Source organism: Acinetobacter sp. ANC_7654, from assembly GCF_056779855.1.
The window spans coordinates 17,943-34,856 of the sequence record NZ_JBWYIR010000001.1; the positions used below are offsets into that span (position 1 = coordinate 17,943).

The following is a 16,914-nucleotide window of genomic DNA, read 5'->3' on the forward strand; positions in this document are numbered from 1 at the left end:
TCTGTTATATCCCGCGCCAATCTACCCGCGCATTTCGTTCGTTGGCATAAATACGTTTGACATATTGCCCTATCGGCAAATCAAGCAATTGATTTTGATAGTCCTCAAATTCAGATGAAACTGGCTGATGATATTCTCTTTCCCATGGTGTACCAGAAATCTCGAGTAGTGGAGCAAGCATTGAACAAACAGCGATATCTGCCAAACCTAAACGATCTCCTACCAAATATCGAGCTTGATTCTGAATCAATTGGTCGTTTAACTGCAAAATAATTTCATGCATATTTTCTTTAGCAAGCGCAACTTGTTCATCATCAAGTTGGTAGCTAGTTGAAACTAAAGTTTTAATAAGTGGCTTACTGATCTTTTGAAATTTTCTCAGATATCCTTTTTCACCAATCATGATTTCTAGCGGCTCATCGCTTTCAGATAAAGCTTGAGCAAGCCCCCACCGCCTCACTGATACACCCAATTGATTACTCAGGTCATTAATTTCAAGTGCTTTTTTTCTTAACTTTAAATCTGATCTGAGCAATGAATGCTCTGGATAAACATCATCCAAATACAGGGCAATTTGGGTTGAATCTGCAATCCACTTTTCTTTATCACGTAATATCGGCAGAGAGTTTTGACCTGTTTTTAATTTTGCGAATGCACGATGTACGCCCGGAATCATATTTTGAGCAACATAATCCAATTCCTTATGATCAAGTAACCAGCGAGCTTTTTCACAAAAGTGAGATAAAGGAAACTGGTAAAGGATGCGCATAAAATCTCCGAAGTCTTGATCAATCATAGGATTTATTGTTTTGCTTACTTTATGCAACCCTATGCCAAAACACAATGTGATAATGCATCAATTGCAACTTAAATTGTTATTTTTGGAAATATGAATCCGTTAAATTATAAATGTTTAGCAAATCTTTATCTTTTTTATTGCAAAGTCTAAATGAATTCAACGTGTTTAGAGCACTGAAATTTATTAAAATTCATTATTAATCAAAATTTTAAGTTTTCTAATATTTTTCAATCGATATCTATATTTGTCTTAAGCATTTTTTTTGAATAGTTCAACGAAAACCAGCATTTAAAAAAAATATTCTATGGGCGTAGCGTATATCTCCTCAAAGAGGAATTGATCTATGTCTCGTTTAATTACTGAAAATGTTCATGTTATTGAAAATGATCAAGATGCCATTCATGCAGCCTATCATGTTGCTGATTATGCGCTCGAAGGTCGCAATCAGCGTGACCAACAACGAGCTTTACCATTTGCAGAAATTGAATTATTCAGCCAAAAAGGTTTAGGAGGCTTACGCATCCCCCACGTATATGGCGGTGCTGAAGTATCTCATCGTACCCTTGCCCAAGTATTTCGTATTCTAAATAAAGCGGACTCAAGTTTAGGGCAAATTCCACAAAATCAAATTGCATTGCTCAATATGATCAACATCATGGGAAGCGATGAACAAAAGCAATTTATTTTCAACGAAATTTTAAAAGGTAAGCGTCTTGCCAATGGGGGCCCAGAACGACATACCAAAGATACCAAGACTTTAGACACACACCTTGTTTTGGAGGATGGGAAATATCGAGTTTCAGGAAAAAAATTCTATTCTACAGGCAGTTCATTTGCACATTGGTTAGCCATCAAAGCCATACACCCTGAAGGTCACGTGGTTTTAATTTTAGTGAACCGTGAATCCACTGGTATCAAAGTCATCAATGACTGGGATGGATTTGGTCAACGTACCACTTCAAGTGGCACAGTGATTTTAGACCATGTTGAAGTTGATCCATTACTGATTTTTGATGAAAGAAAATTATTGGACGTCCCTAATTTTAGAGGCGCGTTTTCACAGCTGATGCAAGTGGCTATCGATGTTGGTATTGCTGAAGCAGCGTTTGAGGACATGTTGTTTGCGATCCGTAAAGCACGCCCAATTGTGGATGCACAAGTTGAACGTGCCAGTGATGAGCATTTCACCTTACAAGAAGCTGGCAAAGCTAATGTTTTGTTAGATGCCGCCATTCTTTTGCTTGATGAAGCAGCTGATTATTTAGATTCACTCAGTGTAGTTGAACAAATCTCCGATGAACAGATTGCTGAAGCTTCGATCAAAGTTGCTGAAGCTAAAGTCTATGCCAATGATGCTGCACTGCATATCTCAGAAAAGTTGATTGAGCTCGGAGGAAGTCGCGCCAGCCTCAATGTTCATAATTTTGATCAACACTGGCGAAATGCACGTGTACATACCCTTCATGATCCTATTCGCTGGAAACTTCACGCGCTGGGTTCGTATTACTTAAACCATACTTTTCCTGCACGTCATGCCTGGATTTAAGGAGTCATCATGTCATCTTTACAAGCTTTAGAGATCCAAGAATCAGGCAGCTATAGACCAGCGCATATTATTCGCTCTGATGAAGAAGCATTAAAAGTCACACACGAACTTGCAGAAAAGTTTAAGTACCGTGCATCTGAACGAGATTTAAATCGTGAACTTCCTCATGAAGAAATCGAAGCGTACAGTCAATCTGGCTTATGGGCCATTACAGTACCTCAACAATATGGCGGTGCCGATGTTTCTATTCATACACTGACAAAAATCATCGCATTAATGAGTGGTGTAGATGGCTCTATCGGACAAATTCCACAAAATCATTTCTATGCACTTGAAATTTTGAGAAATACTGGGTCTGATGCTCAAAAAAGACGTTTATTTACTGAAGTTTTACAAGGTGCTCGCTTTGGAAATGCCTTGGCTGAGTTTAAAACTAAGAATGCAGCACAACGCTATACCTCTTTAAGACAAGTTGAAAATGGATATGTCCTCAATGGTGAAAAATTTTATTGCACTGGCAGTCTATTCGCTCACCGTATTCCAACTCTTGCTAGTGATGAACAAGAGCGCCAGTTTCTGGTCTTTGTTCCACGTCATAGCAAGGGCTTAAGCCTAATAGATGATTGGAGTGGATTTGGACAACGAACCACAGGCAGTGGGACGGTTAAATTTGAAAATGTACAGATTGACCCTGAGGATGTAGTCCCTTTTGATTTGGCTTATTCAACTGTCACAATTTCAGGTCCATTTGCACAAATTATTCATGCCTCAATTGAAACAGGCATTGCTCGAGCTGCTTTTGAAGAAACATTAATACGCGTTCGTCAAGCACGCCCTTGGATAGATGCAAAAGTTGAACATGCCACTCAAGACCCTTTGACACTGTACGAAATTGGTCGAATTGCAACAGACGTCAAGGCCACTGAGTTACTACTTAAACAAGCAGCGCAAGCGGTTCAAGACGCCAAAATCGCCCCTTCAGAACATTCAGTTGCAAATGCTTCTATTCAAGTGGCTAAAGCACGTGCACACAGTACCGAAACTGCACTAAAAGTCTCGTCAAAACTAATTGAACTGGCTGGTAGTCGTGGAAGTCAACGACAAGATAATCTTGACCGATACTGGAGAAACGCACGTGTTCATACCTTGCATGATCCAGCGCGTTGGAAATATTTCTTCATAGCCAATTATGTTTTAAACGGCGTATTCCCTCCAAGACGAGGTACGCTGTAATGACAAAAATTCAATCGAATCCTCAAAAACAGATCCTGTTCAATGCATTTGATATGAATTGTGTGGGTCATATCAATCATGGACTTTGGACACATCCACGTGATCAATCAAACAGATTTAATGAATTAAGTTATTGGACAGAACTCTCTCAAACTTTAGAGAAAGGTCTTTTCGATGGATTATTCATTGCCGATATTACTGGCGTTTACGATGTCTATCAAAATGGCATTGATCTAACCTTGAAAGAATCGATTCAACTGCCGAGCCATGATCCAAGCACGCTGGTGTCTGCAATGGCAGCCGTCACACAGCATTTGGGTTTCGGTATTACAGTGAACTTAAGTTATGAATCTCCTTATCAATTTGCTCGTCGCTTCGCGAGTCTGGATCATCTGACCCAAGGACGTTTGGGATGGAATATCGTCACTGGCTATTTGGATAGCGCAGCGCGATTGGTCGGTCAGCAAGGACTGAAAGATCATGATTTACGTTATGAACAAGCTGAAGAATTTTTAGAACTCTGCTACAAATTTTGGGAAGGCTCTTGGGAAAATGATGCTGTCATCCAAGATAAGCTCAATCGCATTTTTACCGATCCGACCAAAGTACATACGATCCACCATCAAGGACAGTTCTATAACAGTCACGGCGTCTTCCAAGTCTCGCCTTCAGTGCAACGTACACCTGTGCTATATCAAGCAGGAGCATCACCTAAAGGACTACAGTTTGCCACTCGGCATGCAGAAGCCATGTTTATTGGTGGAGATACTGCTGAAAAAATTGCGTCGCAAACACAAAAGATTCGCCAATTAGCCCATTCACACGGTCGTGATGGTACAGCAATTAAATTATTTGCGGGTATCACTGTCGTTACTGCTGAAACAGATCAACAAGCGCAAGAAAAACTGCAGGACTATATTCAATATGCAAGTCCTGAAGCAGGGATTGCGCATTTTTCAAGCTCAATCGGAACAGACTTAGGTCATCTAAAAGATGAGGATGCTATTCCATATAAAAAAACCAACAGCATCGTTTCTGTAAATGAACGCTTTAAGGAAAACAAAGTCACTTTGGCAGATTTAAAAGCTCAGCATGTACTCGGTGGACGTTATCCCTTATTTGTTGGCAGTGGAGCAACAGTTGCTCAACAGCTAATCGAATTCATTGATATTTCTGGATTAGATGGTTTTAACCTTGCCCGTACAGTCGCTCCAGAGTCACATCAAGATTTTATTCGTTATGTCATTGCTGAACTCCAACAACGTGGTCGCTATAAGACCGCCTATGCTGAGGGTAGCTTAAGGCACAAGCTATTCAATGCGGGAGATCATTTACCACTTTCACATCCTGCACATCATTTCCGATGTCCAAGCTCAACACAAGATATACAACAATCAAATTTAAATCCTATACACCAACATTCAGCTTAAGTTTTTAATATTTAGGGGTCTTTCTATGGCACAAGCTCAGTCTTCTCGACTTAAATGGATCGGCGTTGCAATCGCCATTATTGTGATTGCAGCGTTTGCATGGTCCTTTTTGAAAAAAAATGATCAACAAGAAATTGTGATTGGCATTAGCCCACCATTTGCAAAACCACTTCAAGCCGCAATTGAAGAAGCAAAGGCCCAAGGCATTCATGTACGTTTGGTAGAATTTTCAGATTGGAATACACCCAACATCACCCTAAATCATGGGGATATTGATGCAAATTATTTTCAGCATCAACCTTTCTTGAATAATGCGTTAAAAGAAACCAACTTTAAGCTCAAACCCTTGGGCATCGGCTCAGGAACACATGTCGGTTTATATTCAAAAAAATATAAAGCGATTAGTGAAGTTGAAAATGGCGCTCGAGTTGTACTGCCAAATGATCCTGTGAATCAGGGTCGCGCCCTACTCCTCTTACAACACGCTGGATTAATACAACTTAAGGATTCCAACAACCACTTATCCAACTTAAAAGATATTAAATCCAATCCAAAAAAATTGAACTTTATTGAAGTCGAAGGCCCGCAAACTGCGCGTGCCGTAGATGATGCAGACCTCGTATTTAGCTATCCAATGTACCTACGCTTAGCGCAAACAATTGATCCAAATGATGCCTTAATTTTGGATGAAATTAACAACACGCTTTATGCCATCTTATTTGTTGTTCGCGATGACTTTGAACAAACTCAGCCTGAAAAAGCAGCTCAACTGAAAAAATTTATCCAAATTTATCAAAGCTCAGACAAAGTTAAACAAGCATTGAATGAGGATATTGGTGAAAAACTATGGTTCAAAGGCTGGAAATAAGGAGTGTTCATGTCTACTTCAACTCAATCATCTAAATTCATCAAAATTGCAGTCATCATCGTCGCAGTACTGGCGGCCTTAGTGGGATATCGTTATATCAGTCAAAACTCAAATGATAAAGTGATTAAAATCGGCATTAGCCCACCCTATGCTGAATTACTGCAAAGTGTCGCTGAGGATGTAAAAGCACAAGGAATCCATCTGGAGTTGATTGAGTTTTCAGACTGGCAAGCACCCAATGTTGCTGTGCAAAATGGTGATATTGACGCTAATTTCTTTCAACAAAGTGTTTTTCTAGCGAATGCAGTGCGTGAAACAGGCTATGACCTTGTGCCTTTTGCGAAAGGTTCAGGCAGTCATGTCGGACTTTATTCAAAAAAATATCAATCCCTACAGGAAATACCTGATCAAGCGAAAGTAGTCGTACCGAATGATCCAGTTAACATGGCACGTGGTTTAAATTTGCTGGCTCGTGCAGGCTTAATTCAAGTCAAAGATATTAATAATGAGCTCACCAGCACCCGAGACATTATCAGTAATCCTAAAAAACTCAAGATTATTGAAGTTGAAGGCCCGCAAACCGCGCATGCTTACAATGAAGCTGACTTAATTATGGGTTTTCCTCATTATTTGAAAATGGCAAAAGTTGCTGATCCTACGTCTGCACTGTTATTAGATCCGATTAATAAAAAATTTGCGATTTTGTTTGTAACGCGTCGAGATTATCAAGATCAGGATGACAAATTAAAAACTGTGGTTGAAACCTTCCAAAACTCTGCAAAAGTCCGTCAGATTCTAGACAAAGACTTTGGACAAGGTTTGTGGTTTGAAGGCTGGAAATAAGGAGAATGATCATGGTGAGTTTTGGTTCACACATTGAATTTGCAGTACCCCATATTACAATTCGTCATTTAAATAAGTATTACGATGTACAAGGAAAACAAGTTCACGCACTCAAAAATATTAATTTGGATATTCCCGAAGGAAAAATTTTCGGCATTATCGGCAAAAGTGGTGCGGGCAAATCTTCATTGATTCGCACCTTAAATGGGTTAGAAACAATTTCTGATGGTAGTATTCATATACATCAACATGATCTAGGGCAGCTTAATCACAATGAATTAATCGCCCTACGCCAGCGTATTGGCATGATTTTTCAACATTTTAATTTACTATCTGCCAAAACAGTTTGGGAAAATGTCGCGCTTCCATTGAAAATCGCAAAAGTGCCTGCTGCTGAGATTCAAACTCGTGTGGATGAGGTTTTAAATCTAGTCGGTCTGGCTGAAAAGCATCATCACTATCCATCACAATTATCGGGTGGGCAAAAACAACGAGTTGGGATTGCCCGCGCATTGGTCAGTAAACCTGAAATACTATTGTGCGATGAAGCAACATCGGCACTTGATCCAGAAAGCACATCTGTTGTTCTATCTTTACTGAAGGAAATTAATCAAAAATTAGGACTCACCATCGTTCTCATTACACATGAAATGCAGGTAATTCGTGAAATTTGCGATCAAGTGGTGGTTATTGATCAAGGTGAAATCGTTGAATCAGGGCAAGTTTGGTCAGTCTTCTCTCGTCCCCAGCAGAAAATCACGCAAGAACTCCTCAATTTGGAACAGCTTGATTTGCCATTCCAGTTACATCAAGAGCGAGCTACACATTTAACGCATACCATTTTGAAAATCAGCTATGCAACTGATTTGAAAAATCCTCCCAACTTAAATGATGTACTTTCTAAAATTACACTGCCTGTGCATTTATATCAAAGCCATGTAGACACTATTCAACATCATCTGGTTGGCTCACTTATCGTAGGTATTCCTCAATTAGATGTTGATGTACATACGCTCCATCAGCAATTCCACCATAAAACATCACAAATCGAGGTGCTTGGCTATGCACAACCAGCTCATTGATCTTTTAATTATGGGTACCATTGATACTTTGTTAATGGTCGGTATTTCTGCATTTTTAGCGCTTCTCATTGGATTGCCTATGGCTGTAATCCTCGTCAATACCTCAGAAAATGGGATTTATCCGTCAAAAAAAATTAATCATACCTTGGGTTGGGTGGTGAATATTACGCGCTCTATTCCCTTCCTAATTTTGATGGTGGCGCTCATTCCCTTCACTCGACTGATTGTGGGGACCAGTTATGGGGTATGGGCTGCGGTTGTACCTTTAACTATTGCGGCTACACCTTTTTTCGCACGTATTGCGGAAGTCAGTCTACGAGAAGTTGATCATGGACTCATAGAAGCTGCACAAGCCATGGGCTGTAATCGCAAACAAATTATTTGGCATGTACTTTTACCAGAAGCACTGCCTGGTATTGTTGCAGGTTTTACTGTCACGCTTGTAACCATGATCAATTCCTCTGCGATTGCGGGTGCTATTGGTGCGGGTGGTTTAGGTGACATCGCCTATCGATATGGCTACCAACGCTTCGATATGCAAATTATGTTGGCGGTGATCATTGTATTAGTCGTATTGGTCATGCTGATTCAAGCTTTGGGTGATCAATTGGCACATAGTTTGGACAAACGTAAAATCTAATTCACACTATTCAATTGAGTCTCATCTGTCTTTTCGAGAAACATCAAAGCCATGACCTGACTTTGTCATGGCTTTGATGTAAAATCACCGACAATTTTTAAATAACACTGTGTGAGTCTTTTCATGGGTTTTAATTGCGGTATTGTCGGCTTGCCGAACGTTGGTAAATCTACACTTTTCAATGCATTGACGAAAGCTGCTATTGCTGCAGAAAACTTCCCATTCTGTACCATTGAACCAAACACTGGCATCGTTCCTGTTCCAGATCCACGTTTAGATAAATTAACTGCTATTGTTAAACCTCAACGTGTTATTCCAACCACAATGGAATTTGTAGACATCGCAGGTTTAGTTGCTGGTGCTTCTAAAGGTGAAGGTTTAGGGAACCAATTCTTAGCCAACATTCGTGAAACTGATGCAATTGCACACGTAGTACGTTGTTTTGAAGACGAAAATGTTATTCACGTGAACGGCAAAATTGACCCACTTGATGACATTGCAACTATTAACACTGAGCTTGCTTTAGCAGATTTAGAAACAGTATCAAAAGCGGTTACACGTTTAGCAAAGTCTGCGAAAGGTGGTGATAAAGAAGCAGTTGCAACAAAAGCTGTACTAGAAAAAATTCAGCCATTACTTGATGAAGGTCGCCCTGCTCGCGCAGCTGATCTTGATGACGACGAGCGCAAATTAGTTCGTGGCTTTGGTTTATTAACCCTTAAACCAACAATGTATATTGCAAACGTTGCTGAAGACGGTTTTGAAAACAATCCACACCTTGATGCTGTTAAAAAATTAGCGGCAGAAGAAAATGCCATTGTTGTCCCACTTTGCAACCAAATCGAAGCTGAAATTTCTTTGCTTGAAGATGATGAGCGTGCTGAATTCTTAGAAGCGATGGGCATGGAAGAACCAGGTCTTAACGTGGTTATTCGTGCAGGTTATGGCTTACTTGGCCTACAAACTTATTTCACTGCAGGTGTTCAAGAAGTTCGTGCTTGGACTGTAAAAATCGGTGCGACCGCTCCTCAAGCTGCTGGTGTGATTCACACTGATTTTGAGAAAGGCTTTATTCGTGCAGAATGCATTGCCTATGACGATTTTGTTCAATACAACGGCGAAGCTGGCGCTAAAGAAGCTGGAAAATGGCGTCTTGAAGGTAAAACTTATGTCGTTCAAGATGGTGATGTTTTACATTTCCGTTTCAACGTTTAAGTCATTAAAAAAACAGCCGAAAGGCTGTTTTTTTTTTGCAAAGATTAATTAAAAGATTGAGATCATGGATTTTGAGTTGAAGTACTCGAGTGATTTACGTGTTTATGGTCCATGTCATAGCGCAATTGTTTAGCTCGAACCAATACTTTCTCCTCCAGTTTTTTACGTAAACCAATGAGAAAGATAAATTCTGCTACGACAAATAAAGGGCCTATCGCGAGACCTACAAGATCATCCACAAAAGCTGGTTTTTTCTTTTCATAATAGTGACCAATAAATTGAATAATCCATCCCACAATAAAAAATCCAGCACTTACCAATAACCAAGAGGATGTCGCTAAAGCTGCTACTTGTGTGGCTGGCTGATAAATTAAAGCAAATAGCACTGCCATTACCACACCAAAAATGAGATCCAAACTCAAGTAATAAATCACTGATGCGACGATCAATAACATTGCAAAATCAATGGAATATCCAGCAACCGTAAATTGCGCTTTGGCTGCAAAACACAAGATCGAAAATACAATCAAGGGAATTCCAATAAAATGCGAAAATACGTTTTTACGATCTAGGTGATAAGCTGCATATTGTCCAAGCAAGCTCTCTAAACGAGTCATGTTATCATTCCTTTTTCTGACTATTTCCTTCAATATATATAAATGTAAACCAATAAGTTGTCGACTAGACGACAAATAAACAGTATAAAAGGGATAATTTTGCTTTTAAATCAATACGTTTATCTTTTAAAAAATAATTGGTGGTTTAGCCAGTTTGATCATGAACTACAACAGCTGATGCTCGAACATGCACAGCTCATTGAATATGGCAAAGAGCAACTGATATTTTCTAAAGCTGATCAATTTGATGGCATTTATGCCGTGATTGATGGTGCTGTTCGTTTAGCACATATTGACGTAGAAGGTCGTGAGACGGTGACAGTTATCGCAGATCCCATTATGTGGTTTGGTGAAATTTCGTTGATTGATCAACAACCCCGCTCTCATCATGCGATTACCAGTAAAAAATCCAAAATCCTCAAAATAAGTCGTGTAGGACTTGATCTGATTTTAGAACAATATCCAAAATTTTGGTTTTATCTGGCCCAATTGGTCAGTCATAAACTCCGTTATGCTTTCATGGAGTTGGTGTCTATTCAAACACAACCCCTTATTCAACGTTTAGCTCAAAGATTAATCTTTATCTTAAATGGATACGGTAATCTCAAAGAGATTGAAAAAAACACCATCAACCTATCTCAAGAACAATTGGCACAAATGTTGGTCTGCTCAAGACAGACCATTAATCAAGAACTACAACATTTAGAAAAAATTGGCGCAATTAAAATTGCATTTAAAAAAATTGAGGTGATTAATCTTAATCAACTTAAAGCTTTAGCCGATCAAACTTAATCGATTAAAGATGATGTGCTTCAGTAAAATCTGGATTAATCATTGTATTGGGGTCGCTAGGGTCACTTAAAATAATTTTGTATACGCCTTAGTGTTTCCTAATTCTGGTTGCTCAATTGCAGTTTTGCACTGCGCTTTATCGCGTTCATAATTGGCTTGACGCTGTGCGAGCTGGCCCTCATTTTCCACGATTGCACGTGCCCAAGCATCTATGGTTGTTAGCGCTTTACGACAAAGCGCATATTTCCCTTCAGTCACTGAGTCGGTCATTTTGACATTAATACGCCAATCTAATACCAATTGACGCACAGGCTCGCGTACTTGTGATGGTATAAGCGCTTTATTGGCTTGATACAGAATAGGATCAACCTGATTAATCAATTGCCAAGCATGATTTGCATATTCAGTTGCGTCATTAGTCAGCTTCGGTGCTTCTTTAATTTCAACCTTTTCATCGGCAGTTTCTGCCTGACCACCACAACCGGATAAAGTGAAGATGAGGAATGTAGTCAATGCAGCTAATTTAAAGGGAGATTGAATCGCAAACATGACATCGCTCTAATAAACTATTCGGCACTATGCTAGTAAATTCGGGTAGAATACTCAATCTCGTTTTATACCTTTTGTTCCAATCTCCAATTAGGTTTATCGTGACCCAATCAAGCTCCCCACACATGACACCGGCAGGTTTTTGGCAAGGTGCCAAAGACAGTCAAGCCATCATTTTCACCTATTTGCCTGTTTCATTCGCGTTTGGTGTATCTGCAACTCAATTTGGATTTACGGCGTGGGAAGCATTATTTTTATCCTGTTCGATGTATGCAGGTGCCAGTCAATTTTTGGTGGTTGCCTTACTCGGCAGTGGCACTTCCATCTGGATGACAGCCTTAACTGTAATAGCGCTTGATATTCGACATTTGTTATATGGTCCTGCTTTACAAAACTTAATTCAAGATAAACTCAATCTGAAAAAAACTGCAATTTGGTCATGGGGCTTGACCGACGAAGTTTTTGCATCAGGCATGATTAAACTGTCGCAACGCCGTCAAGAATGGTCTGAATCTTGGATGTTAGGTCTCAGTCTGTTTAGCTGGTTGTCTTGGGCACTTGGATCTTTTCTCGGGGGCTTATTTGCAGATCAAGTCAGTCATCTCCCCCAATTTTTGCAAGCAGCGCTCGACTTTCTATTACCTGCACTTTTCTTGAGCTTCTTACTAGCTGCATTTGAGAAAAAACATACCTTTGTCGTGACCATCACCATTATTGTTTCTGCTATTTCGTGTTACTTTATCGATTTATCTGCAGCGATATTCATTGGCATAAGCTCTGGTATTTTGGCTGGTTTGTTTAAACATTATGTACTGAAGCAACATGATCCTTTGCACACAGGTGAACAATCATGAATCTAGAAATTATTTGTGTCGGTATTCTGGTCGGCATCGCGAATTTCGCCTCACGCTTTGGTCCTTTTTTTGTGATTCAGAAACTACAACAAGGTCGCCAGAAACGCGGTGCTCTTTGGCTTAAAATCGCCCTTGGATCTATCGGTATTACAGCAATCAGTTCAATGCTCGTGTTCGCGACTTTACCGCCGCTCTTAGAAACACCCAATAAGAGCGTTGCCATGTTAATTGGTTTTATTGTGCTCTCGGGTTTGTATTTCAAATTTAAACAGATTGTACCTGCAACACTCACAGCGGCACTCACATATGGTTTGGTGTATACCTATTTCCCACTTTAAAGCATTTCTCCCGTATTGTTCATTCAAATTCTAAATGTATAAGCCTGATCCTTGGATAAGGCTTATGCATTTTTATCAATAAAAAAATTAAACGATATCAAAATAATTTCTTGCTTTTTCTTGTATTCATCGCGCTCAAGAGGTTTTAGTTCTGATATGCTAAAAGTCCATAATATCAAGCACGGATGAATCAAATGCTTATTACACTCGGTACTCCACTTCAATCTTCGGCGTTTAAAGTTCTATTATTGGGTTCAGGTGAGTTGGGTAAAGAGGTGGTAATATCATTACAACGATTAGGTGTAGAAGTACATGCAGCAGATCGCTATGACAATGCACCTGCCATGCAAGTTGCTCATCATTCCTACACTTTGAATATGGCGGACCCAAAAGAATTAAAAAAACTGATTGAACAAGTTCAACCTCATTTAATTGTTCCTGAGATTGAAGCCATTGCCACTGAAGTCTTAGTGGAAATCGAAGATGCTAAAACTGCCGTAGTTATTCCCTCTGCGAAAGCCGTGAATCTCACCATGAATCGTGAAGGAATTCGTCGCCTCGCAGCTGAGGAACTAGGGCTACCAACCTCGGCTTATCGTTTTGCCAATAGTTTGGAATCATTCCGTGCAGCATGTGATGATATTGGCTATCCAAATTTTGTAAAACCTGTGATGTCATCATCAGGTAAAGGACAATCACGTGTAAAATCTTTTGATGAAGTCGACGCTGCTTGGGAATATGCTCAAACAGGTGGTCGTGTCAATCAAGGTACTGTCATCGTAGAATCGCAAATTGATTTTGATTTCGAAATTACATTACTCACAGTACGGGCAAAAAATCCTGAAACAGGAGAAATCGAAACGCACTTCTGCGATCCTATTGGACACCGTCAAGATGCAGGTGACTATGTAGAAAGCTGGCAACCTCAACCTATGAGCACAGCTGCCCTTGATGAAGCAAAACGTATTGCCAATAAAGTCACAGTAGCGCTCGGCGGTTGCGGTATTTTTGGTGTGGAATTATTCGTTAAAGGTGATCAAGTTTGGTTCAGTGAAGTTTCTCCTCGTCCACATGACACTGGATTAGTCACACTTGCATCTCAATATCAAAGTGAATTTGAACTTCATGCCCGTGCGATTTTAGGTCTTCCAGTGAACACGCAACGTCACAGTGTTGCTGCAAGCGCTGTGATTTATGCAGGTGTTGATGATACGAATTTGTCATTTTCTGGCGTAAATCTTGCTATGCAAAACCCTAATGTCGATTTACGTCTTTTTGGTAAACCTGAAGGTTTTAAACGTCGCCGTATGGGGGTCGCAACTGCACGTGCTGAAACAACTGACATTGCACGCGAATTAGCGACTGAAGCAGCTTCAAAAGTAATTGTAAATCAAAACAAATAATTCATTAGGTAGGCCATCATTTCATGATCAATACGTCTCCATTAGCAAACTATGTTTCGAGTAATCACGACATCAAGGCAATTAATCAATGGCGCTCAGATGTTGAAAATCAATTACAACATGAGTTTGAAAATGGTAAGGCGATACGTGAGATCATCCTCACTCGATCTAACCTGATTGATGAGGCACTTAAATTCCTTTGGCAACATGCTGAGTTAGATCAAACCGATCTGGGCTTGTTCGCTGTAGGAGGTTATGGTCGTCGTGAAATGATGCCCTACTCTGATGTCGACATTCTGATCCTTTCAGAAGATGATCTTACACAAGAACAAGAAAATGCCATTACCATTTTTATTTCCTCTCTATGGGATGTTGGAAATTTTAAACCTGGCGTAAGTGTAAGAACCATTCAACAGTGCTTTGAACAGGCCATGAATGACTTAACGGTAGCAACATCTCTCATTGAGTCTCGTTTAATTATTGGCAATGAACACCTAGCGAAATGGCCTCGTCGTGTTGTTTCACAAACTTGGACGGATAAAACCTTCTTTGATGCCAAGATGGAAGAACAAGCCAAACGCTACGCTCAGCACAACAACACTGAAAGTAATTTAGAACCTGATATCAAAAATGCACCGGGCGGCATTCGAGACATTAACCAAATTGGTTGGATTGCAAAACGGCATTTCCGAGTAAATCGTATATACGATCTTGTACATTTAGGTTTCATTTCTGAGTTTGAACTTGGGGTGCTCGAAGATGCTGAGAATTTTCTCTGGGAAATTCGTCATCATTTACACCGCTTAACTAAGCGTGATGAAAACCGACTATTGTTTGATTACCAACGCGATATCGCAGCAAAATTTGGTTACCACAAAGTCGAAGGTGAACATATCAATTATCCAATTGAACAGTTCATGAAACGCTACTATCGAGCAGCTCAGCAGGTTTCAACCCTGAATGAAATGCTACTCGCCTATTTTAATGAGTCTGTCATCACGCCTCGTTTACCCAACTATGAGCGTAAAATTGAGGAAGTGAATGAAAACTTCAAATTGGTGGATGGTAAACTCGCAGTTCAACACCATAAAATTTTTGCAGAGAAGCCTACAGCCATCCTTGAGATTTTCTATATCCTAGCAAATCGCCCTGATATTGATGGCATTCGAGCTCGTACACTTCGATTGCTTACTTTAGCTGCAAAACGCATTGATCAAGCGTATCGAGACAATCCAGTTAATCAAGCCTTGTTTATGGCGATCATCCGATCACCGAATAACTTATATGAAACATTGCTTGCGATGAAACGTTATGGTGTACTCGGCAACTATATTCCTGCATTTGGGCAAATCATGGGCCTTATGCAATACGATTTATTCCATATCTATACTGTAGATGCACATACACTCCTACTCTTACGTAATTTAAATCGTTTTAAAGCGCCAGAATTTGCTAAAGATTTTCCTGTCGTAAGTTCGGTATTCCAGCGTCTGGTGCGCCGAGACATCGTATTCCTCGCTGCTTTGTTCCATGATATCGCCAAAGGCCGTGGTGGAGACCATAGTGAATTGGGCGCGGTTGATGCCATTGAGTTCTGTAGCAAGCACGGTTTTACTGAGCGTGAGTGTAATCTTGTTGCGTGGTTGATCCAAAATCATCTATTGATGTCGATGACTGCGCAGAAAAAAGATATTTCTGATCCAGATGTTGTAAAAGATTTTGCCGAGAAGCTCGGTGATATGGAACACTTAGACTATCTGTATACGCTTACAGTGGCTGACATTAACGCAACCAATCCTAAGCTTTGGAACACATGGCGAGCATCGCTCATGCGTCAGTTATATACCAATGCTCGTGATGTAATTCGTAGTGGTTTGGGACGTCCTGTCGATTACCAAATGCTGATCGAAGATACCAAATTTGCAGCAAGTGAATTACTTGTCAATGATTATGCTTTAGAAGCTGTTGAAAAAGTTTGGCAAGAACTTGGTGACGAATACTTCCTCAAAGAAACTGCAGATGAAGTCGCATGGCATACACGTGCAATCCTAGATCATGGTGATAATTCAGCACCATTGGTGATGATGCGCGCGCACCGTAAATCAGCGCAAGATGCTGTGCAGATTTTTATTTACACTCAAGATCAACCTAATCTTTTTGCCACCACTGTTGCAGTTCTAGATCGTATGAATCTAGATGTACAAGATGCACGCATTATTACAGCAACTAAATCCTTTAGCTTAGACACCTACGTGGTGCTTGATCGTTTTGGCACATTAGTAACAGATCCAGAACGTGAAAATACGGTAAAAGAATCATTGGTGCACGCATTAACAGATTCACAAAATTATCCAGGTTTAATGCAACGCCGTATACCACGCCAACTTCGTCATTTTGATATCGAAAACACAATTGATATTACGTTGAACGAGGCGCTACAGCAAAATATGGTCGAGATCTCTACCCTTGATCAGCCTGGATTACTTGCCCGTATCGGTGGCTTATTTATGATGCAAGGTCTCGATATCCATTCCGCGAAAATCGCCACCTTGGGTGAGCGCGCAGAAGATATTTTCTTTGTAACCAAAAAGAATGGCGAACCTATGAATTTAACTGAAGCTCAGGCTTTTGCTGAACAATTAAAAGCAGCATTAGATGAGGCTTCAAATCAGGTCTGTAATCATCATTAAAATTTAGATTTAACC

At 40.1% G+C, this 16,914-nt stretch carries 16 protein-coding genes; 13 read left to right on the top strand and 3 right to left on the bottom strand.

The window, feature by feature from the left end; genetic code table 11:
* Nucleotides 1-4 precede the first annotated feature (4 nt).
* Nucleotides 5-769, bottom strand: a complete 765-nt coding sequence (locus AC1M86_RS00085; RefSeq protein WP_180027696.1) for a glutathione S-transferase family protein — start codon at nt 767-769, stop codon at nt 5-7.
* Nucleotides 770-1,142: 373 nt separating this feature from the next.
* Here AC1M86_RS00085 and AC1M86_RS00090 point away from each other — a divergent pair, with 373 nt between their 5' ends.
* The 8 genes from AC1M86_RS00090 to ychF all read left to right on the top strand — a co-directional run bounded on the left by AC1M86_RS00090 (nt 1,143) and on the right by ychF (nt 9,656).
* Complete coding sequence (locus tag AC1M86_RS00090) at nt 1,143-2,345, top strand: SfnB family sulfur acquisition oxidoreductase (protein ID WP_481606959.1); 1,203 nt, start codon at nt 1,143-1,145, stop codon at nt 2,343-2,345.
* A 9-nt stretch (nt 2,346-2,354) separates the two neighbouring features.
* The gene (locus AC1M86_RS00095; RefSeq protein ID WP_481606960.1) at nt 2,355-3,578 is read left to right on the top strand and encodes an SfnB family sulfur acquisition oxidoreductase; all 1,224 of its coding nucleotides are present in this window, start codon (nt 2,355-2,357) and stop codon (nt 3,576-3,578) included.
* Nucleotides 3,578-5,008, top strand: a complete 1,431-nt coding sequence (locus tag AC1M86_RS00100) for an LLM class flavin-dependent oxidoreductase (RefSeq protein WP_481606961.1) — start codon at nt 3,578-3,580, stop codon at nt 5,006-5,008. Before AC1M86_RS00095 ends, AC1M86_RS00100 begins: the two co-directional genes overlap by 1 nt.
* A gap of 25 nt (nt 5,009-5,033) precedes the next feature.
* Entirely contained in the window at nt 5,034-5,876 is an 843-nt protein-coding gene (locus AC1M86_RS00105; protein ID WP_481591138.1) for a MetQ/NlpA family ABC transporter substrate-binding protein, read from the top strand.
* A 9-nt stretch (nt 5,877-5,885) separates the two neighbouring features.
* Nucleotides 5,886-6,719: a MetQ/NlpA family ABC transporter substrate-binding protein gene (locus AC1M86_RS00110; protein ID WP_481591139.1), complete on the top strand. Its 834-nt coding sequence runs from the start codon at nt 5,886-5,888 to the stop codon at nt 6,717-6,719.
* An 11-nt stretch (nt 6,720-6,730) separates the two neighbouring features.
* Complete coding sequence (locus AC1M86_RS00115) at nt 6,731-7,801, top strand: methionine ABC transporter ATP-binding protein (RefSeq protein WP_481595433.1); 1,071 nt, start codon at nt 6,731-6,733, stop codon at nt 7,799-7,801.
* Nucleotides 7,782-8,441, top strand: coding sequence for a methionine ABC transporter permease (locus AC1M86_RS00120; RefSeq protein WP_481606962.1), 660 nt, complete (start codon nt 7,782-7,784; stop codon nt 8,439-8,441). The genes AC1M86_RS00115 and AC1M86_RS00120 overlap by 20 nt, the downstream gene beginning before the upstream one ends.
* A gap of 123 nt (nt 8,442-8,564) precedes the next feature.
* Nucleotides 8,565-9,656 (top strand): redox-regulated ATPase YchF, encoded by a 1,092-nt coding sequence (gene ychF / locus AC1M86_RS00125; protein ID WP_035264512.1) that lies wholly within the window; start codon nt 8,565-8,567, stop codon nt 9,654-9,656.
* A gap of 62 nt (nt 9,657-9,718) precedes the next feature.
* On the opposite strand, the gene AC1M86_RS00130 is transcribed toward ychF, so the two are convergent.
* Nucleotides 9,719-10,273 carry an Mpo1 family 2-hydroxy fatty acid dioxygenase gene (locus AC1M86_RS00130; RefSeq protein WP_481606963.1) on the bottom strand — a complete coding sequence of 185 codons (555 nt, stop codon included), beginning with the start codon at nt 10,271-10,273 and terminating at the stop codon, nt 9,719-9,721.
* Nucleotides 10,274-10,372: 99 nt separating this feature from the next.
* Here AC1M86_RS00130 and AC1M86_RS00135 point away from each other — a divergent pair, with 99 nt between their 5' ends.
* Nucleotides 10,373-11,065 (top strand): Crp/Fnr family transcriptional regulator, encoded by a 693-nt coding sequence (locus AC1M86_RS00135; protein WP_481606964.1) that lies wholly within the window; start codon nt 10,373-10,375, stop codon nt 11,063-11,065.
* A 66-nt stretch (nt 11,066-11,131) separates the two neighbouring features.
* Here AC1M86_RS00135 and AC1M86_RS00140 read toward each other — a convergent pair whose 3' ends face one another.
* Nucleotides 11,132-11,614, bottom strand: a complete 483-nt coding sequence (locus AC1M86_RS00140; RefSeq protein WP_035264529.1) for a hypothetical protein — start codon at nt 11,612-11,614, stop codon at nt 11,132-11,134.
* 125 nt (nt 11,615-11,739) lie between these two features.
* Between AC1M86_RS00140 and AC1M86_RS00145 the strand changes: the two genes are divergently transcribed.
* The 4 genes from AC1M86_RS00145 (at nt 11,740) to glnD (ending at nt 16,899) form a co-directional block, all read left to right on the top strand.
* The gene (locus tag AC1M86_RS00145; RefSeq protein WP_180027874.1) at nt 11,740-12,468 is read left to right on the top strand and encodes an AzlC family ABC transporter permease; all 729 of its coding nucleotides are present in this window, start codon (nt 11,740-11,742) and stop codon (nt 12,466-12,468) included.
* Complete coding sequence (gene ygaH, locus AC1M86_RS00150; protein WP_481606965.1) at nt 12,465-12,806, top strand: L-valine transporter subunit YgaH; 342 nt, start codon at nt 12,465-12,467, stop codon at nt 12,804-12,806. Before AC1M86_RS00145 ends, ygaH begins: the two co-directional genes overlap by 4 nt.
* Nucleotides 12,807-12,991: 185 nt before the next feature.
* The gene (purT, locus tag AC1M86_RS00155; RefSeq protein ID WP_481591144.1) at nt 12,992-14,209 is read left to right on the top strand and encodes a formate-dependent phosphoribosylglycinamide formyltransferase; all 1,218 of its coding nucleotides are present in this window, start codon (nt 12,992-12,994) and stop codon (nt 14,207-14,209) included.
* 23 nt (nt 14,210-14,232) lie between these two features.
* Complete coding sequence (glnD, locus tag AC1M86_RS00160; protein WP_481591145.1) at nt 14,233-16,899, top strand: [protein-PII] uridylyltransferase; 2,667 nt, start codon at nt 14,233-14,235, stop codon at nt 16,897-16,899.
* The last annotated feature ends 15 nt before the right edge of the window (nt 16,900-16,914 follow it).

Bases quoted from the DNA above. Each gene is read 5' to 3' on its own strand.
- AC1M86_RS00085 (WP_180027696.1), bottom strand. From the start codon at position 769: ATGCGCATCCTTTACCAGTTTCCTTTATCTCACTTTTGTGAAAAAGCT.
- AC1M86_RS00090 (WP_481606959.1), top strand. From the start codon at position 1,143: ATGTCTCGTTTAATTACTGAAAATGTTCATGTTATTGAAAATGATCAA.
- AC1M86_RS00095 (WP_481606960.1), top strand. From the start codon at position 2,355: ATGTCATCTTTACAAGCTTTAGAGATCCAAGAATCAGGCAGCTATAGA.
- AC1M86_RS00100 (WP_481606961.1), top strand. From the start codon at position 3,578: ATGACAAAAATTCAATCGAATCCTCAAAAACAGATCCTGTTCAATGCA.
- AC1M86_RS00105 (WP_481591138.1), top strand. From the start codon at position 5,034: ATGGCACAAGCTCAGTCTTCTCGACTTAAATGGATCGGCGTTGCAATC.
- AC1M86_RS00110 (WP_481591139.1), top strand. From the start codon at position 5,886: ATGTCTACTTCAACTCAATCATCTAAATTCATCAAAATTGCAGTCATC.
- AC1M86_RS00115 (WP_481595433.1), top strand. From the start codon at position 6,731: ATGGTGAGTTTTGGTTCACACATTGAATTTGCAGTACCCCATATTACA.
- AC1M86_RS00120 (WP_481606962.1), top strand. From the start codon at position 7,782: ATGCACAACCAGCTCATTGATCTTTTAATTATGGGTACCATTGATACT.
- ychF (WP_035264512.1), top strand. From the start codon at position 8,565: ATGGGTTTTAATTGCGGTATTGTCGGCTTGCCGAACGTTGGTAAATCT.
- AC1M86_RS00130 (WP_481606963.1), bottom strand. From the start codon at position 10,273: ATGACTCGTTTAGAGAGCTTGCTTGGACAATATGCAGCTTATCACCTA.
- AC1M86_RS00140 (WP_035264529.1), bottom strand. From the start codon at position 11,614: ATGTTTGCGATTCAATCTCCCTTTAAATTAGCTGCATTGACTACATTC.
- AC1M86_RS00145 (WP_180027874.1), top strand. From the start codon at position 11,740: ATGACACCGGCAGGTTTTTGGCAAGGTGCCAAAGACAGTCAAGCCATC.
- ygaH (WP_481606965.1), top strand. From the start codon at position 12,465: ATGAATCTAGAAATTATTTGTGTCGGTATTCTGGTCGGCATCGCGAAT.
- purT (WP_481591144.1), top strand. From the start codon at position 12,992: ATGAATCAAATGCTTATTACACTCGGTACTCCACTTCAATCTTCGGCG.
- glnD (WP_481591145.1), top strand. From the start codon at position 14,233: ATGATCAATACGTCTCCATTAGCAAACTATGTTTCGAGTAATCACGAC.